The following is a 15,459-nucleotide window of genomic DNA, read 5'->3' as shown; positions in this document are numbered from 1 at the left end:
GGTCACCCCTGTCCACCACGGGAGCTCGCGGCAGCGGGCTGAGAGGGAGCTGGAGCCGCTCCGACCGTCGAACCTGATCCGGGTAGTGCCGGCGAAGGGAGCGGGGGAGCAGATGCTTTCCAGTGCGCTGCGGCGCGAGAAGTCCGAACGAGCCACCGACCACGCCACGTCCGGGGTGCGCCTGCCACGCCTGTGGGTCCTCGTCGGCCCCGAGCACGACCCGGCCGTGGCCGGAGCGCTGGCGGCCGCCGGCGTCCGCGGGTTCCAGGTGCGCGACAAGGACGGCGGCGACGCGGCCGTGCTCGCGCACGCCCGCCGGGTGATCGCGGCGGTGCGGCCGCACGGCGCGAGCGTCGTGGTCGACGACCGGCTCGACGTGGCCCTGGCGGCCGGCGCCGACGGCGTCCACGTCGGTGCCGACGACCTGCCCGTGGCCGACGTGCGTCGGCTCGCGCCCCACCTGCTGGTGGGCGCCACCTGCCGGGGCCCCGCCGACGTGCGGGCCGCCCGTGAGGCGGGGGCCGACTACGCCGGCGTCGGACCGGTCCGCACCTCCCGCTCGAAGCCCGGCCTCCCGGCACCGCTCGGTGTCGAGGCGATCGCCGCGTGCGCCCGCGCCGAGGCTGCCGCACCCGCACCGCTGCCCCTCGTGGCCATCGGCGGGGTGGACGCCGGCACGGCACTGCGCTGCCGTGCCGCCGGCGCCCACGGGGTGGCCGTCATCGGCGCGCTCTGGGACCCGCCCGACCCCCTCGTCGCCGCGCAGGAGCTGCTCACCGCCGTCCGGTGAGCAGCCGCGTCACCGGCCCGGGCCACCGCCCCGGCCGGCTGCTGGTGCGCGTCCGCGGCGCGGGCGTCGTCGGTCTCGCCGTCGCCGAGGAGCTGCTGCGGCGCGGGCACCGGGTGGAGGCCGTCGACCCGGCGCCGGGCAGCGGAGCCTCGCACGCTGCCGCCGGGATGCTGAGCCCCGGCGGCGAGGCCGGGCCGGCCGTCCGCGACGTCGTCGGGCTCGGCCGCCGGAGCCTGGTGCAGTGGTCGGCGCTGGCCGATCGGCTCGGCGTGGGCCTGCACCGCACCGGCACCCTGCTCGTGGCTCACGACGCCGGCGACCGTGCCGACCTCGACCGCCACCTCGACCTGCTGACCGACCTCGGCGAGCCCGCCGAGCGGCTGACCACGGCCCGGCTCCGGGCCCTCGAGCCGCGGCTGGCCCGGGTCGCCGGCGGGGCCTGGCTGCCCGAGGACCACAGCGTCGACCCGCGCGCGGTCGTGGCCGCCCTGCTGCGTCGGGTCCCGGTGCGGCCGGTCGCGTCGAGCGCCACGGCCGACGCCGAGGTGATCGCGACCGGCGCGGTGCTGCCGCAGCCCTGGGCCCACCTGGTGCGGCCGGTGCGTGGGGAGATCCTGCGACTGCGCAGCGAGGACCCGCCGGAGCGGGTCGTGCGCGGCCTGGTCGCCGGACGCCCCGTCTACGTGGTGCCGCGCGCCGACGGCGAGGTCGTCGTCGGCGCCACCACCGAGGAGCACGCCGGCCCGCCCGTCGTCACCGCCGGCGGCGTGCACGCCCTCCTGGACGACGCCCGCCGACTGCTGCCCGGCCTCGACCGGGCCGTGCTGGGCGAGGCGCTGGCCCGCGACCGGCCCGGCAGCGCCGACGGGCTCCCGCTGGTCGGGCTGGCACCCGGCGCGGCTGCCCAGGCAGGTCCCCGGACCGTCCTCGCCGCCGGCCTCCACCGGCACGGAGTGCTGCTCGCCCCGCTCGTGGCCGCGCTCGTCGCCGACCACGTCGAGGGCCGCGCCGACCCCGTGCTCGGGCGGCTCCTGGACCCCGGGCGCCACGAGCCCGACTCCCACGACCAGACCCAGATCCACACCCAGACCCAGCCCCAGACCCAGCCCCAGACCCAGCCCCAGACCCAGGAGGTCCGATGACCACCACCGGCACCCACCCACCCCGCACCGTCGAGGTGCACGTCAACGGCCGGCCGCGGCTGCTGCCCGCCGGCAGCACGGTCGCCGACCTCGTCCCCGACCCCACCGGCCTGGCCGTGGCCGTGGGGGAGCGGGTCGTGCCCCGCGCCGAGCACGCCGGTCTCGAGCTGCGGACCGGCGACGTCGTCGAGGTCGTCGGGGCGGTGCAGGGCGGATGAGCGACCCCGCGACCTCGTGGGAGCTCGCCGGTCGCCGGCTGACCTCCCGCCTGCTGCTGGGCACCGGTGGGCTGCCCCACCTCGGGCTCCTGCCGGCCGTCCTGGCCGAGGCCCGGCCCGCGATGGTGACCGTGTCGGTGCGCCGGACGTCGGCCACCGGCCCCGGCACCCTGCTCGGCACCCTGCACGAGGCGGGGGTGCCCGTCCTGCCCAACACCGCCGGCTGCACCACCGCCCGCGAGGCCGTGCTCACCGCGCACCTGGCGCGCGAGGCGCTGGGCACCGACTGGGTCAAGCTCGAGGTCGTCGGCGACGAGGCCAGCCTCCTGCCCGACGCCGTCGAGCTGCTGGACGCGGCCGAGCGACTGGTGGCCGACGGGTTCACCGTGCTCCCGTACACCACCGACGACCCGGTGCTGGCCCGGCGCCTGGCCGACGTCGGCTGCGCGGCGGTCATGCCGCTGGGCTCGCCGATCGGGTCCGGGCTGGGCATCCGCAGCCCGCACGCGATCGCCTCGCTGGTCGCGGCCGTGGACGTGCCGGTGGTGCTGGACGCCGGCGTGGGCACCGCGTCCGACGCCGCGCTCGCCCTCGAGCTCGGCTGCTCGGCCGTGCTCGCCGCGAGCGCGGTCACCCGCGCCGACGACCCCGTGCGGATGGCCCGAGCCCTGGCGCTGGCCGTCGAGGCCGGGCACGCGGCGGTCGGGGCCGGGCGCATCCCCCGACGCACGGTCGCGCGGGCCTCCAGCCCCCGGCACGGACGCGTGGGGGCGCCGGCATGAGCCACGCACCGCTGCCCCGCCTCGTCCTGCTCACCGACCGCGCGCAGCTGCGCCTGGGCCGCGACCTCGTGCGCACCCTGCGCGAGTGCGCGCACGCGGGGCTGCGCGCCGTCGTCCTGCGCGAGCCCGACCTCGTCGGGGAGCCGTTCGAGGCGCTGGTCCGGGAGGCTGCGGCGATCCCCGGGCTCACCCTGCTCCTCTCCCGCCGGACGCACCCGCTCGCGGCGGGCACCCACCTGGCGGCGCACCAACCTTCTCCGCACCACGGGTGCTGGGGGCGGAGCTGCCACGCGGTCCCCGAGGTGCGCGCAGCCGCCGCCGAGGGAGCCTCCTGGGCCACGCTCTCGCCCTGGGGCGCCACCCTGAGCAAGCCCGGGTACGGGCCGCCGGTCGGGCGCGACGGCCTCGCCGACGTGCCGCTGCCGGTGCTCGCCCTCGGCGGGATCACGACGCCCGAGGACGCCGCCGACGCCCTCGCCTCAGGCGCGCACGGCGTCGCCGTGATGGGAGCGGTTATGGCGGCGGCCGACCCCGCGCGGATGGTCGCGAGCCTGCTCGCCGCCCTGCCGGCCGACGCCCCTGCGACCACGGGAGGCGCCGCGTGAGCCGCTCACCCGCCGGCAGCCCGCCCGTGGCGCTGAGCGTCGCCGGCACCGACTCGGGAGGCGCGGCCGGCCTGGCCGCCGACCTCACCACCTTCGCGGCGCTCGGCGTCCACGGCGCCTGCACCGTCACCGCGGTCACGGCCCAGGACACGACCGGCGTCGCCTCCGTGCACGCCCTGCCGCCCCGCGAGGTCGCGGCCCAGCTCGACGCGGTGGTCGGCGACCTGCCCGTGGCCGCGGCCAAGACCGGCGTGCTCGGCAGCCCCGCCGTCGTCCGCCTGGTCGCGGCGGTGGCCGTGGAGCAGCGGTTGCCCCTCGTGGTCGACCCCGTGCTGGTGGCGACCTCCGGCGCGGTGCTGGGCGACGCGGAGGTGGCCGCGGCACTGGTCGAGCACCTGCTGCCCGTGGCCACGGTCGTCACCCCGAACCGCAGCGAGGCGCTCGCCCTGACCGGCCTCGGGGCCGACATCCCGGACCCCACCCTGGCGACAGCCCTGGCGGACCTCGGCTGCGCCGTCGTCCTCACCGGTGGCGAGCCCACCGCCGCCGACCGGCGCCACGGCACGCGCACCGACTGGCTCGCGCTGCCCGGCAGCCCGCCGCAGCCGCTGACCCACGACGGCGTCCCCACCGTGCACGACCACGGCAGCGGCTGCACGCACAGCGCCGCCCTGACCGCCCACCTGGCGCGGGGCGCCGACCTCACGACCGCGGTGCGCGCGGCCGCCGCCTTCACCGCCGAGCGGCTGCGCGCCGGCGTCGGCTGGCGGCTCGGCCGGGGCCGCGGGCCGGTCGCGCACACCGTCCCCGAGCCCACCCCGGCCAGCACCCCGGCCACCACCCCAGCCACCACCCCAGCCACCGCCCGCGGACCGCGGGCGGCCACCCCCACCGGAGGAGACCGATGACCGAGCCCCTGCACCCCAACCACGAGCGCGTGCTCGTGCCCCACGACGGCCTGGAGGTGCCCGTGACGCGCGTGCACCTCACCGACGGCCGCACCTTCGACCGCTACACCACCGCCGGCCCCGAGCGGGACGAGGCGGGCGGGCTGCCCGCGCTGCGCGCGCCCTGGCTCGCGGCCCGCGCGGAGCGCGCCGACGGCCTGGTCACCCAGCTCGAGCTGGCCCGGGCCGGCGTCGTCACCGAGGAGATGCGCTACGCCGCGGCCCGCGAGGGCTGCGACCCCGAGCTGGTGCGCAGCGAGGTCGCGGCCGGGCGGGCGATCATCCCGGCCAACGTGCACCACCCCGAGCTCGAGCCGATGGTGATCGGCCGCGCGTTCCTGGTGAAGATCAACGCCAACATCGGCACCAGCGCGGTCACCTCCGACACCGCCGGCGAGGTCGAGAAGCTCGACTGGGCCGTGCGCTGGGGCGCCGACACCGTCATGGACCTCTCCACCGGTCCCGGCATCCACGAGACCCGCGAGGCGGTGCTGCGCGCCTCGCCCGTGCCGATCGGCACGGTGCCGATCTACCAGGCCCTGGAGAAGGTCAACGGCCGGGCCGAGGACCTCTCGTGGGAGGTCTACCTGGAGACGGTGCTCGAGCAGTGCGCCCAGGGCGTCGACTACATGACCGTGCACGCCGGGGTGCTGCTGCGGCACGTGCCGCTCACCGTCGAGCGGGTCACCGGCATCGTCAGCCGAGGTGGCTCGATCATGGCGGGCTGGTGCCTGGCCCACCACGAGGAGAACTTCCTGTACTCCCACTTCGACGAGCTCTGCGAGGTGCTGGCCGCCCACGACGTCTCCTTCTCGCTGGGTGACGGCCTGCGCCCGGGCTCGCTGGCCGACGCCGGCGACGCCGCCCAGCTGGCCGAGCTGCGGACGCTGGGCGAGCTCACCCGCCGTGCCCGCGAGCGCGGCGTGCAGGTGATGGTCGAGGGGCCGGGCCACGTGCCGCTGGACCGCGTCCCCGAGCAGGTGCACCTCGCGCACGACTGGTGCGACGGCGCACCCTTCTACACGCTCGGGCCGCTGGCCACCGACGTCGCGCCGGGCTACGACCACATCACCTCGGCCATCGGCGCCGCCACCATCGCCCAGCACGGCACCGCGATGCTCTGCTACGTCACCCCGAAGGAGCACCTGGGCCTGCCCGACCGCGACGACGTGCGCACCGGGGTGGTCACCTACAAGCTCGCCGCGCACGCCGCCGACGTGGCCAAGGGGCACCCGGGCGCGCGGGCCTGGGACGACGAGCTCTCCCGCGCCCGGTTCGAGTTCCGCTGGCACGACCAGTTCGCGCTCTCGCTGGACCCGCCGCTCGCGCAGGCCTACCACGACGCCACGCTGCCGGCGGAGGCCGCGAAGACCGCCCACTTCTGCTCCATGTGCGGGCCGAAGTTCTGCTCCATGCGGATCAGCCAGGACGTCCGGGAGGCCTTCCGGGAGAAGAGCGAGGAGTTCCTCGCGCTCGGGGCCACCGTCTACGTCGAGGACGAGGCGGGCGACCCGGCCCCGAGCGGCGCCCGGCTTTCGTAGTCTGGCCGCATGACTCCGCCGTCCGCCGTCCCCGACCCCTGGCAGCAGCGCGTCGGGGACGCGGAGCGGACGGAGGTGGCCGAGGCGCTGCGCCACGCCGCCGGCGACGGCCGGCTGGACCTCGAGGAGCTGGACCACCGCCTCGAGGCGGCGTTCACCGCACGCACCTACGCGGACCTGGGTCCGCTGCTGGCGGACCTGCCCGGGGTGGCCTCCCCGCTGCCGCCCGGGTGGGCCCCGCCGCACTGGCCGGCGGCGCGGCCGGGCACCCCGGTGCCCGGGCCTCCCGTGCCCGGCACCCCGCTGCCCGCGCAGGCCGGCGTGGTCCGCTCCTCGACCGCGTTTCTCGGCACGGTGCGTCGCGAGGGGCCCTGGCGCCCGGGCGAGCGGCACTCGGCCACCGCAGTCCTGGCCGACGTGAAGCTGGACCTGCGGCACGCCGACCTGCCGCCGGTGCTGGTGCTGCACGCCGTGGCCGTGCTCGGCGACGTGAAGATCGACGTCGACCCCGAGACCCGGGTCGTGCTCGAGGGCACCGGCCTGGCCGGCGACTTCAAGCTGCACCGTCGCAGCGTCCCGGCCGAGCTGCGGCCGGGCTCCCCGGTCGTGCGCGTGACCGGCACGGCGCTGCTCGGCTCGGTCACCGTCCGTCGTCGCGCACTGCCCGGCGAGGAGCGCGCCCGGTGGTGGGCGCGATGAGCGGGCCCGACCCTGAGCAGAAGCAGGGGCAGAAGCAGGGGCAGGAGCAGGGGCGTGAGCAGGGGCAGGAGAAGCAGCAGGAGCAGGCGTCGCGGCTCCGGGTCGGCGACGCCGACCGCCACGAGACCGCCGAGCGGCTGCGCGAGGCCGCGGGGGAGGGCCGCCTCGACCTCGAGGAGCTGGAGGAGCGGCTGGAGGCCTGCTTCGCCGCCCGCACCTACGCCGACCTCGCCGAGCTGACGATCGACCTGCCCGCGGCGACCGGGTCGACCCCCGTCGTCCGCCCCGCCTCGGCGCCGGCGGCCACGAGCGGGCCCCTGCCGGCCGGGCACGCCGAGCGGTCCACCCACGTCGCGGTGTTCTCCGGCGTCGTGCGCAGGGGGCGCTGGCGCGCGCCGCGCCGGTTCCGGACGCTCGCCTGGTGGGGCGGTGTCGAGCTCGACCTGCGCGAGGCCGCCTGGCCCGGCGACACCATGGAGATCGCCGCCAGCGCCGTGATGGGCGGCGTCCACGTCGTCGTGGGGCCCGAGGTCGAGGTCGTCATGGAGGGCATCGGGATCATGGGCGGCTACGAGGGCCCGCGCGACCACCAGGCCGTCGCCGTGCCCGGTCAGCCCGCCCGGACGCTCCGGGTCACGGGGTTCGCGGTGTGGGGCGCCGTCGCCGTCGAGCGCCGCGAGCGCGACTGAGCCACCGGCCCGGCCTGATCTCGGGCCCGATCCCGTGCCTGCTCCGGGCAGGACGACGGCCCGGGTCGTGCCCGGTCGGAGGAGTGCTCCGCGCGGACCCCTCGCGTGATCGCGGTCACCGGGGTAGGTTGTGGCCTGCGCCACGTGAGTGGCGTCACTCCCTTTACGACGGATCGTCCGGCACGTGCCTGCCGGTGAAGGAGCAATTTGTCATGGCATCTGTGCGTTTCGAGAAGGCTCAGCGCTGGTACCCCGGCGCCGACACCCCCGCCGTCCCGGGCATCGACCTGGAGATCAACGACGGTGAGTTCATGGTCCTCGTCGGCCCCTCGGGCTGCGGCAAGTCGACCACCCTGCGCATGCTCGCGGGCCTCGAGGAGGTCAACGACGGCCGCATCATGATCGGCGACCGGGACATCACCCACATGCCGCCGAAGGACCGCGACATCGCGATGGTGTTCCAGAACTACGCGCTGTACCCCCACATGAGCGTCGCCGAGAACATGGGCTTCGCCCTCAAGATGGCCAAGGTGCCCACCGAGGAGCGCACCAAGCGCGTCGAGGAGGCCGCCGCGATGCTGGGCCTGACCGAGTTCCTCGGCCGCAAGCCCAAGGCCCTCTCCGGTGGTCAGCGTCAGCGCGTGGCCATGGGCCGCGCGATCGTCCGCCAGCCGCAGGTCTTCTGCATGGACGAGCCGCTGTCGAACCTGGACGCCAAGATGCGCGTGCAGACCCGTACCGACATCGCCAAGCTCCAGGCCGACCTGGGCATCACCACCGTCTACGTGACCCACGACCAGGTCGAGGCCATGACGATGGGCGACCGCGTCGCCGTCATGAAGCTCGGTGAGCTCCAGCAGTGCGACACCCCGCTGAAGCTCTACGACCGGCCCGCGAACCTCTTCGTGGCCGGGTTCATCGGCTCCCCGCAGATGAACCTCATGGAGGCCGTGGCCAAGGACGGCAAGGCCTACATCGGCGAGTACGAGGTGCCGGTCGACCCGGCCGCCGAGCAGAAGATGGCCGGCGACATCACCATCGGCGTCCGCCCCGAGAACTGGCGGATGGTGGGCCCCGGCGAGGGCCTGCCGCTGAAGATCACCGTCGTCGAGGAGCTCGGCGCGGACAACTACCTCTACGGCACCAGCGACGTCGCGGGTGTCCCGAGCACGGTCATCGTGCGGGTCTCCGGTCGTGACCACGCCCGCAAGGGCGAGACCGTCCACGTCACCACCGACCCCCACCACGTGCACGTGTTCGACACGACCACCGGGCTGCGCCTCTCCGACTGAGCACGGGTGAGCTGACCACCCGACGCGAGGAGCACCTCGGTCGTCGACAGCACGAGGCCCCGGGAACCACCCACGGTTCCCGGGGCCTCGTCGCGTCCGGACACCGAGTCGGCAGTAACTTGCTGCCGACTCACCGCCGAGTCGGCAGCAACTTTCAGGAAGCTACTGCCGACTCGGCGGGGGTGTCTCAGTCGGGCAGGGCGGCCGCCTCGGCCATCGCCCGGCCATGGATCTCACCGGCGTGCTCGGCGTCGACGGTGAGGTTCTCCCCGGACGACGGGTCGAACAGGTGGATCTTCGAGGCGTCCACCCAGAGCTTGGCGTCCTCGCCCTGCTTGATCGTCGTGGCGCCGTCGAGGGAGACGACCAGCTGGGTGCGCAGCCCCTCGCCGTCGAGGTCCTTCTCCAGCTCGGCGAGCCGCTCCTTGACCTCGGCCGGCGCCTCGAAGGGCACGTAGGCGTAGGTCTCGTGGCCCAGCCACTCGACGAAGTCGACCGGGGCGGAGAACGTGGAGCCGTCCGAGGCCTTGTCCGAGAGGGAGGCGTCCTCGAAGTGCTCCGGGCGGATGCCTGCGATGAGCAGGCCCTTGTCGCGGCCCTTGGCGGCCTTCTCCTCGCCGATCTCGACGGTGCCGAAGGGCAGCTTGAGCTGCGTGCCCTCGACCTCGGCCGGCAGGAAGTTCATCGGCGGGGAGCCGATGAAGCCGGCCACGAAGAGGTTGCCGGGGTTCTCGTAGAGCTCGCGCGGGGTGGCCAGCTGCTGCAGGACGCCCTTCTTCAGCACGGCCACGCGGTCGCCCAGCGTCATCGCCTCGGTCTGGTCGTGGGTGACGTAGACCGTGGTGATGCCGAGCTTCTTCTGGAGCCGGGCGATCTCTGTGCGCATCTGGCCGCGCAGCTTGGCGTCCAGGTTGGAGAGCGGCTCGTCGAAGAGGAACGCGTCGGCCTCGCGGACGATCGCGCGGCCCATCGCGACGCGCTGGCGCTGGCCGCCGGAGAGGTTGCCGGGCTTGCGCTCGAGGTGCTCGTCCAGCTCCAGCGTGGCCGAGGCCTCGCGGACCTTCTTGTCCACCTCGTCGTCGGGCGCCTTGGCCAGCCGCAGCGGGAACGCGATGTTCTCGTAGACGCTCAGGTGCGGGTAGAGGGCGTAGTTCTGGAAGACCATCGCCAGGTTCCGCTCGCGCGGCGGGAGGTCGTTGACGACCTTCTCGCCGATGGAGAGCTCGCCGTCGGTGATGTCCTCCAGGCCCACGATCATCCGCAGCAGCGTGGACTTACCGCAGCCGGACGGGCCGACGAGGATGACGAACTCGCCGTCGGCGATGTCGATGGAGACGTCGTTGACGGCCGGGAAGCCGTCCCCGTAGCGCTTGACGATGTTCTTCAGCTTGATGGCGGACATGCGGGTCACCCCTTCACGGCGCCGGAGGTGAGGCCGGCGACGATCTTGCGTTGGAAGACGAGGACGATGAGGACGATCGGGATCGTCGCGATGACGGCGGCGGCGGCCAGGAGGCTGGCCGGACGCTGGAACGGGTCGGGTCCGACGAAGAACGACAGCGCCGCCGGGATCGGTCGGGCCGCCTCGGTGGAGGTCAGCGTGATGCCGAAGACGAAGTCGTTCCAGGCGAAGAAGAAGGTCAGGATCGCCGCGGTGAACACGCCGGGCGCGGCCAGCGGCACGATGACCTTGCGGAACGCCTGCCAGGAGGTGGCGCCGTCGACCTGGGCCGCCTGCTCCATCTCCCAGGGGATCTCCCGGAAGAACGCGGTCAGGGTCCAGATCGCCAGCGGCAGGGTGAACGACATGTACGGCAGGATCAGGCCCGGCCAGGTGTCGTAGAGCCCGATGGTGCGCCACAGGTCGAACAGCGGGCTGACCAGCGAGACCACCGGGAACATCGCGATCGCCAGGGCGACCGAGAGCACGGCCTTCTTGCCGCGGAACTCCAGCCGCGCGATGGCGTAGGCGGCCAGCGTCGCGATGATCACCGACAGCAGCGTCGAGATGAGGCTGATGCCGATCGAGTTGAGGATCGCGCGGCGGAACTGCTCGTCCGCCCACACGTCGGCGTAGTTGCTCCAGCCGGCGAAGGAGTCGAGCGGCAGGAAGCCGGGGTCGCTGCCGTTGGAGACGGCGGCCTGGCTCTTGAACGACAGGGCGAGGATCCAGGCCACCGGCAGCAGGCACCACACGAGCACCAGTGCGACGCCGACGACGAGTCCGATCTTGCGCTTCATCTCAGCCCTCCCCTCGGGCCTGGGCCAGGTCGACCCGGAACAGCTTGACGATGACGAACGCCACGAGCAGCACGGACAGGAACAGCAGGACGGCGAGGGCGGAGCCCATGCCGAGCTGGAACTGCTCGATGCTCTGGCGGTAGGTCAGGAACGAGATCGACTCGGTGCCCTCGGCGCCGGCGGTCATCACGAAGATGTTGTCGAAGATGCGGTAGGCGTCCAGGGCTCGGAAGAGCACCGCCACCATGATCGCGGCCCGCATGTTCGGCAGGATCACCTTGTACATCCGCTGCCACCAGGTGGCGCCGTCGACCTTGGCGGCCTCGACCATGTCGTCGCTGACCTGGGCCAGGCCCGCGAGCAGCAGGAGCGACATGAACGGGGTGGTCTTCCAGATCTCGGAGACCATGATCGCGATCATCGCCGGCAGGGTGTCGCCGAACCAGTTGAAGTCGGTGGGCACGAACGGCAGCCAGGAGTTCACGAACCCGTTCTGGTAGGTGAAGGCGAACTGCCAGGCGAAGCCGGAGACGACGGTGATGATGCCGTAGGGGATGAGGATCGAGGTGCGGATAAGCCCGCGCGCGAACACGACCCGGTGCATCACCAGCGCGAACGCGAAGCCGATGACCAGCTCGAAGGCGACCGTCACCAGCATGTAGACGACCGTGACGCCGATGTCGCGCCAGAACAGCGAGTCGGTCAGCGCCGTGACGTAGTTGGAGAGGCCGATGAACTCGCGGTCGTCGGGCGCGGTGAGGGAGTAGCTGTAGAAGCTGAGCCACAGCGCCCGCAGGATCGGGAACGCGGTGACGAGCAGCATGACGATCACGGCGGGGGCGACCAGGCGCCGGCCCAGCCGGTTCTCGTTCCTCGCGCGCTCGGTCTCGGCGCGGGGCGCGCGGGTGCCGGCGGTGGATGCGGTGGTCGTGGCGCTCACAGCAGTGCCTTCCCCTCGAGGACCTGGGTCACGTAGTCCTGGGACTTCTCCGGGGTGGTGTCGGGGTCGACGTCCGCGGGGGAGTGCCAGGTCGCCTGGATGGCGCTGGAGACCGTGGCCCAGAACGGGCTCTGCGGTCGTGGGCCGGCGTCCTCGATGCTGCGGCGGTACAGGTCGAGCAGGTCCGCTGGGTAGGCGTCGGTGAGCTCCTGTGCGTCGTAGCCGGACGCGGTGGCCGGCATGAGCCCGGCGTCCACGGCGAGCTGCACCTGGTTCTCGACCGAGGTGATGCAGGCCGCGGCCTCCTGCGCGTACTCGGGGTACTGCGTGTAGGCACCCACGCCGACGTCGATGCCACCCACCGGCGGCTTGGACGCCTCGCCGGCCACCGTCTGCGGGTAGCGGGCCCAGCCGAGGTCGTCGAACTGGTCCTTGCTGTAGTCGTTGGCGTCGCTCGGCTCGTAGTTCTTGTAGACGAACGTCCAGTTGACCATGAACTCACCGGGGCCGCCGTACATGGCGGCCAGCGCCGTGCCCTCGTTGGAGACCGACAGGTCCGACTGCGCCGCCGAGGAGCCGGCGAGCTGGGCGATCACGGCGGCCGCGTCCTTGCCGGCCTCGGTGTCGAGGTCGACCTCCGCATCCTTGCCCGCCTCGGGGTCGGAGAGGATCTGGCCCCCCGCCCCCTCGATGAGCGCGTTGATCCACACCACGTAGGCCTCGTACTTGTTGCCCTGCACGCCGACGGTGGCGCCGTCGACGGAGTCGGCGGCGTCGATCACCTGCTTCCAGGTGACCGGCTGGGACATGTCGAGACCGGCCTGCTCGGCCAGGCTCTTGCGGTACCAGAGCACCTGGGTGTTGGCCCACAGCGGAGCGGCGTAGACGCCGTCGTCCCACTGCACGGTGGAGGCGATGCCGGAGAGCGTGTCGTCGCTGATGGTGTCGTCCGGCAGCTGCAGCAGCCACCCGGCGTTGGCGAACTCGCTGACGAACGCCACGTCCAGGTTCATCAGGTCGGTGGTGTCGTCCTCCGCCGCGAGGCGCCGCGCGAGCTGGACCCGCTGGTCCGTCGCGGACGTCGGCAGCAGCCGGGTCTGGATGTCGTAGTCGTCGGTCGAGCAGCGCTGCGCGATCGCGTTCAGCGTGTCCTGCCCGTCCGGGTTGAGGTACCAGGTCAGCGTCGGCTTCCCGTCGCTGCTGCACCCGGCCAGGAGCCCGCCGGCGGTCGCCAGCGCCAGGGCCGCGACCCCCGTCCGCCACCTGCCGAGCCTCCACCGGGTCGACGACGTCCTCGTCGTCCTGCCCATCTCGTCCTCCGCACCGCGGCCGCGACCGGGGCGGTCGCTTCCGTCTCGGGTGCACGTCCGCAGGTGCTCCCGGGCCGGGAGCGGGGACGGCGGCGGGGTCGGTCAGGCCCCGCGCCCGTGCCCATTCCCCGTTCGGGTGAGGTTGACCCCACCTGTCCGGGTGATCTCTGACAGCTGTCGAGAACCTGGGACGGGGCTTGCGCTCAGCGCGTCGGTCGCTCGGCCCGGTCGGCGGTGCGGCGCAGGGCGTCGGCGACCAGACCGAAGAGCGGCAGGGGCACGTCGTGCCCGAGGCCCTCGACCAGCACCAGCTCCGCGTCGGGCACCGCGGCCGCGGTGGCCCGCCCGCCCGAGACATGCACCATGCGGTCGGCCAGCCCGTGCAGGACGAGTGTGGGCACCCCGACCTCGCGCAGCGCCGGCTCGCGGTCGGGGGCGGTGAGCACGGCCAGCATCTGCCGCACGGTGCCGGCCCGGTTGACCCCGTGGTCCCAGGTGTCGCGGGCGCGCTGGGCCAGCGCCTCGTCGTCGAGCGGCCAGCCGGGCGACCCGGTCAGGCGCCACGTCCGCACGCTCTGGCGCACGTAGGCGTCACGATCCTCCTCCTCGGTGCGCTCCCGGCCCACGTGGGTGTCGCTGAGCAGCGGCGCGAGCAGCGAGGGGTGCTGCCAGCCCACGGCCCGCCGCCCGGTGGTCGACATCAGGGAGGACAGCGACCAGACCCGCTCGGGCGCGTTGATCGCGAGCGTCTGGGCGATCATCCCGCCCATGGAGATGCCCGCGACGTGCGCCGCCGGCAGGTCCAGGTGGTCGAGCAGCGCCACTGCGTCATCGGCGAGCTCGGCCATGCCGTAGGGCACCGGGGTCGGCAGCCCGAGGAAGGTGCGGACGACGGCGGTGCGGCGCGCCGGCGAAGCCACCGAGGTGGAGCGGCCCGCGTCGCGGTTGTCGTAGCGGACGACGTGGAAGCCGCGTCGGGCCAGCATCCGGCAGAGCCGCTCGTCCCACCAGGTCAGCGGGCCGCCCAGCCCCATCACCAGGAGCAGGGGCTCGTCGGCGGGGTCGCCGAACGTCTGGTAGCACAGCTCGAGGTCGCCGCTGACCGGCGCGCGCAGCAGCCCGGACGTGGCGACGTCGCTCGGGTCGTGGCCGTCGGGGTCGCGCAGGGCGGTCGTGGACGGGTGGACGGGGGAGTCGACGGGGGTGTCGACGGTGTCCGTGCCGGGGTGGGCCATGCGTCCCAGTAGACCCGAGCCGCGGTTGCCCGGAACTTGCCGCAGCCTTGACTGTGGCTCACCTCACAAGGTGGGACGACGGTTGTACTGTCAATACATGACGGAGGTCACATCGCTGCTGCTGCCGGAGGGCTTCGCCCGCCCCGGTCACGCTGCGGTGCTGCGCGAGCGTCACCTGCTCGCCGAGGGCGCCCGCGCGGCGGCCGCCGAGGTCGGTGCGCAGGCCCGTGGCACCGTCACCCGGCTGCCCGTGGCCAGCCGCTGGCGCGCGGCCCAGGACGGGGCGGACGACCCCGTCCTCCTGGTCCCGGGGTTCCTCTGCGGCGACTACTCGCTGCTCGGCCTGCACCGCGGCCTGCGCCGCGCCGGGTGGCGCACGTACCGCTCCGGCATCGCCGCCAACGTCGGCTGCACCAGCGAGATGGCACGCCTGGTGGAGCAGCGGCTCGAGGAGGCCGCCGAGCGCTCGGGCCGGCGCGTGCAGCTGGTCGGGCACAGCCTGGGCGGCATGCTCGCCCGCGGGGTCGCCGCAGCCCGCCCCGACCTCGCCGCCGGGGTCACCACCCTGGGCAGCCCGGTGCTGGCGCCCGGGGCCCACCACGTGGCGCTGAGCGTCTCGATCGCGGCGCTGGTCGGGCTGCACGCCGCCGGGGTGGAGCAGGTGATGGGGCACGACTGCGTGCGCGGCGAGTGCGCCCGCGACTCCTTCCTCGACTCGCGGGCCGCGCTGGCCCCCGACGTCCCGCACACCTGCGTCTACTCCAAGGCCGACGGCATCGTGGCGTGGCAGGCCTGCATCGACCCCGACGCGCACGCCGCGGTCGAGGTGAGCGGCACGCACCTGGGGATGGGCGTGAGCCCCGCCGTCCTCGCCGTCGTGCGCGACGCCCTCGCCCGCCACCGCGCGGTCGCCGCCGAGGTGCCGCCGGCCGCCGTCGTCCCGCTCGACCGCACGGCCTGACCCGCCCTCCACCTCCGGACGGCCGCGACGCCCGGACCCACGCAGGTTCCGGGCGTCGCGGTGACGG

16 protein-coding genes and 1 riboswitch are annotated in these 15,459 nt (G+C 74.3%); of the genes, 11 read left to right on the top strand and 5 right to left on the bottom strand.

What is annotated here, in order from left to right; genetic code table 11:
- The first annotated feature begins 7 nt into the window (after nucleotides 1-7).
- A riboswitch (TPP riboswitch) is annotated at nucleotides 8-119 on the top strand.
- The 10 genes from M8316_RS10380 (at nucleotide 113) to M8316_RS10335 (ending at nucleotide 8,705) form a co-directional block, all read left to right on the top strand.
- Nucleotides 113-790, top strand: a complete 678-nt coding sequence (locus M8316_RS10380; RefSeq protein WP_250054355.1) for a thiamine phosphate synthase — start codon at nucleotides 113-115, stop codon at nucleotides 788-790. (Overlaps the previous riboswitch by 7 nt.)
- Complete coding sequence (locus M8316_RS10375; protein ID WP_250054354.1) at nucleotides 787-1,932, top strand: FAD-dependent oxidoreductase; 1,146 nt, start codon at nucleotides 787-789, stop codon at nucleotides 1,930-1,932. Before M8316_RS10380 ends, M8316_RS10375 begins: the two co-directional genes overlap by 4 nt.
- On the top strand, nucleotides 1,929-2,150 hold the full coding sequence (gene thiS, locus M8316_RS10370; protein ID WP_250054353.1) for a sulfur carrier protein ThiS: 222 nt from the start codon (nucleotides 1,929-1,931) through the stop codon (nucleotides 2,148-2,150). Before M8316_RS10375 ends, thiS begins: the two co-directional genes overlap by 4 nt.
- Nucleotides 2,147-2,932, top strand: coding sequence for a thiazole synthase (locus M8316_RS10365; protein ID WP_250054351.1), 786 nt, complete (start codon nucleotides 2,147-2,149; stop codon nucleotides 2,930-2,932). Before thiS ends, M8316_RS10365 begins: the two co-directional genes overlap by 4 nt.
- Nucleotides 2,929-3,537: a thiamine phosphate synthase gene (locus tag M8316_RS10360; protein WP_250054349.1), complete on the top strand. Its 609-nt coding sequence runs from the start codon at nucleotides 2,929-2,931 to the stop codon at nucleotides 3,535-3,537. The genes M8316_RS10365 and M8316_RS10360 overlap by 4 nt, the downstream gene beginning before the upstream one ends.
- Nucleotides 3,534-4,445 (top strand): bifunctional hydroxymethylpyrimidine kinase/phosphomethylpyrimidine kinase, encoded by a 912-nt coding sequence (gene thiD, locus M8316_RS10355; RefSeq protein WP_250054347.1) that lies wholly within the window; start codon nucleotides 3,534-3,536, stop codon nucleotides 4,443-4,445. The genes M8316_RS10360 and thiD overlap by 4 nt, the downstream gene beginning before the upstream one ends.
- Nucleotides 4,442-6,025 (top strand): phosphomethylpyrimidine synthase ThiC, encoded by a 1,584-nt coding sequence (gene thiC, locus M8316_RS10350; RefSeq protein WP_250054346.1) that lies wholly within the window; start codon nucleotides 4,442-4,444, stop codon nucleotides 6,023-6,025. The genes thiD and thiC overlap by 4 nt, the downstream gene beginning before the upstream one ends.
- Nucleotides 6,026-6,034: 9 nt before the next feature.
- A complete protein-coding gene (locus M8316_RS10345) occupies nucleotides 6,035-6,724 on the top strand; it encodes a DUF1707 SHOCT-like domain-containing protein (protein WP_250054344.1) in 690 nt (229 codons plus the stop codon).
- Nucleotides 6,721-7,413 carry a DUF1707 SHOCT-like domain-containing protein gene (locus M8316_RS10340; RefSeq protein ID WP_250054342.1) on the top strand — a complete coding sequence of 231 codons (693 nt, stop codon included), beginning with the start codon at nucleotides 6,721-6,723 and terminating at the stop codon, nucleotides 7,411-7,413. Before M8316_RS10345 ends, M8316_RS10340 begins: the two co-directional genes overlap by 4 nt.
- 212 nt (nucleotides 7,414-7,625) lie before the next feature.
- Nucleotides 7,626-8,705, top strand: a complete 1,080-nt coding sequence (locus M8316_RS10335; RefSeq protein ID WP_250054340.1) for an ABC transporter ATP-binding protein — start codon at nucleotides 7,626-7,628, stop codon at nucleotides 8,703-8,705.
- A 187-nt stretch (nucleotides 8,706-8,892) separates the two neighbouring features.
- Here the strand turns inward: M8316_RS10335 and M8316_RS10330 are convergent, their stop codons facing one another.
- The 5 genes from M8316_RS10330 to M8316_RS10310 form a co-directional block, all read right to left on the bottom strand.
- On the bottom strand, nucleotides 8,893-10,107 hold the full coding sequence (locus M8316_RS10330) for an ABC transporter ATP-binding protein (protein WP_250054337.1): 1,215 nt from the start codon (nucleotides 10,105-10,107) through the stop codon (nucleotides 8,893-8,895).
- Nucleotides 10,108-10,112: 5 nt separating this feature from the next.
- On the bottom strand, nucleotides 10,113-10,946 hold the full coding sequence (locus M8316_RS10325; RefSeq protein ID WP_250054336.1) for a carbohydrate ABC transporter permease: 834 nt from the start codon (nucleotides 10,944-10,946) through the stop codon (nucleotides 10,113-10,115).
- A gap of 1 nt (nucleotide 10,947) precedes the next feature.
- Nucleotides 10,948-11,886 carry a carbohydrate ABC transporter permease gene (locus M8316_RS10320; RefSeq protein WP_250054334.1) on the bottom strand — a complete coding sequence of 313 codons (939 nt, stop codon included), beginning with the start codon at nucleotides 11,884-11,886 and terminating at the stop codon, nucleotides 10,948-10,950.
- Nucleotides 11,883-13,196 carry an extracellular solute-binding protein gene (locus M8316_RS10315; RefSeq protein WP_250054332.1) on the bottom strand — a complete coding sequence of 438 codons (1,314 nt, stop codon included), beginning with the start codon at nucleotides 13,194-13,196 and terminating at the stop codon, nucleotides 11,883-11,885. The genes M8316_RS10320 and M8316_RS10315 overlap by 4 nt, the downstream gene beginning before the upstream one ends.
- A 203-nt stretch (nucleotides 13,197-13,399) precedes the next feature.
- The gene (locus M8316_RS10310) at nucleotides 13,400-14,431 is read right to left on the bottom strand and encodes an alpha/beta fold hydrolase (protein ID WP_250054330.1); all 1,032 of its coding nucleotides are present in this window, start codon (nucleotides 14,429-14,431) and stop codon (nucleotides 13,400-13,402) included.
- 97 nt (nucleotides 14,432-14,528) lie between these two features.
- Here M8316_RS10310 and M8316_RS10305 point away from each other — a divergent pair, with 97 nt between their 5' ends.
- Nucleotides 14,529-15,392 carry a hypothetical protein gene (locus M8316_RS10305; protein ID WP_250054328.1) on the top strand — a complete coding sequence of 288 codons (864 nt, stop codon included), beginning with the start codon at nucleotides 14,529-14,531 and terminating at the stop codon, nucleotides 15,390-15,392.
- Nucleotides 15,393-15,459 lie beyond the last annotated feature (67 nt).

This window comes from Nocardioides bruguierae, assembly GCF_023554635.1.
In the GTDB taxonomy this organism is placed as follows: Bacteria; Actinomycetota; Actinomycetes; order Propionibacteriales; family Nocardioidaceae; genus Nocardioides; species Nocardioides bruguierae.
This window is presented reverse-complemented; position numbering and strand designations above follow the sequence as displayed.

Excerpts from the sequence above, each read along its gene's own strand:
- M8316_RS10380 (WP_250054355.1), top strand. The coding sequence starts at position 113 with ATGCTTTCCAGTGCGCTGCGGCGCGAGAAGTCCGAACGAGCCACCGAC.
- thiS (WP_250054353.1), top strand. The coding sequence starts at position 1,929 with ATGACCACCACCGGCACCCACCCACCCCGCACCGTCGAGGTGCACGTC.
- M8316_RS10365 (WP_250054351.1), top strand. The coding sequence starts at position 2,147 with ATGAGCGACCCCGCGACCTCGTGGGAGCTCGCCGGTCGCCGGCTGACC.
- M8316_RS10360 (WP_250054349.1), top strand. The coding sequence starts at position 2,929 with ATGAGCCACGCACCGCTGCCCCGCCTCGTCCTGCTCACCGACCGCGCG.
- thiC (WP_250054346.1), top strand. The coding sequence starts at position 4,442 with ATGACCGAGCCCCTGCACCCCAACCACGAGCGCGTGCTCGTGCCCCAC.
- M8316_RS10345 (WP_250054344.1), top strand. The coding sequence starts at position 6,035 with ATGACTCCGCCGTCCGCCGTCCCCGACCCCTGGCAGCAGCGCGTCGGG.
- M8316_RS10340 (WP_250054342.1), top strand. The coding sequence starts at position 6,721 with ATGAGCGGGCCCGACCCTGAGCAGAAGCAGGGGCAGAAGCAGGGGCAG.
- M8316_RS10335 (WP_250054340.1), top strand. The coding sequence starts at position 7,626 with ATGGCATCTGTGCGTTTCGAGAAGGCTCAGCGCTGGTACCCCGGCGCC.
- M8316_RS10330 (WP_250054337.1), bottom strand. The coding sequence starts at position 10,107 with ATGTCCGCCATCAAGCTGAAGAACATCGTCAAGCGCTACGGGGACGGC.
- M8316_RS10325 (WP_250054336.1), bottom strand. The coding sequence starts at position 10,946 with ATGAAGCGCAAGATCGGACTCGTCGTCGGCGTCGCACTGGTGCTCGTG.
- M8316_RS10315 (WP_250054332.1), bottom strand. The coding sequence starts at position 13,196 with ATGGGCAGGACGACGAGGACGTCGTCGACCCGGTGGAGGCTCGGCAGG.
- M8316_RS10310 (WP_250054330.1), bottom strand. The coding sequence starts at position 14,431 with ATGGCCCACCCCGGCACGGACACCGTCGACACCCCCGTCGACTCCCCC.
- M8316_RS10305 (WP_250054328.1), top strand. The coding sequence starts at position 14,529 with ATGACGGAGGTCACATCGCTGCTGCTGCCGGAGGGCTTCGCCCGCCCC.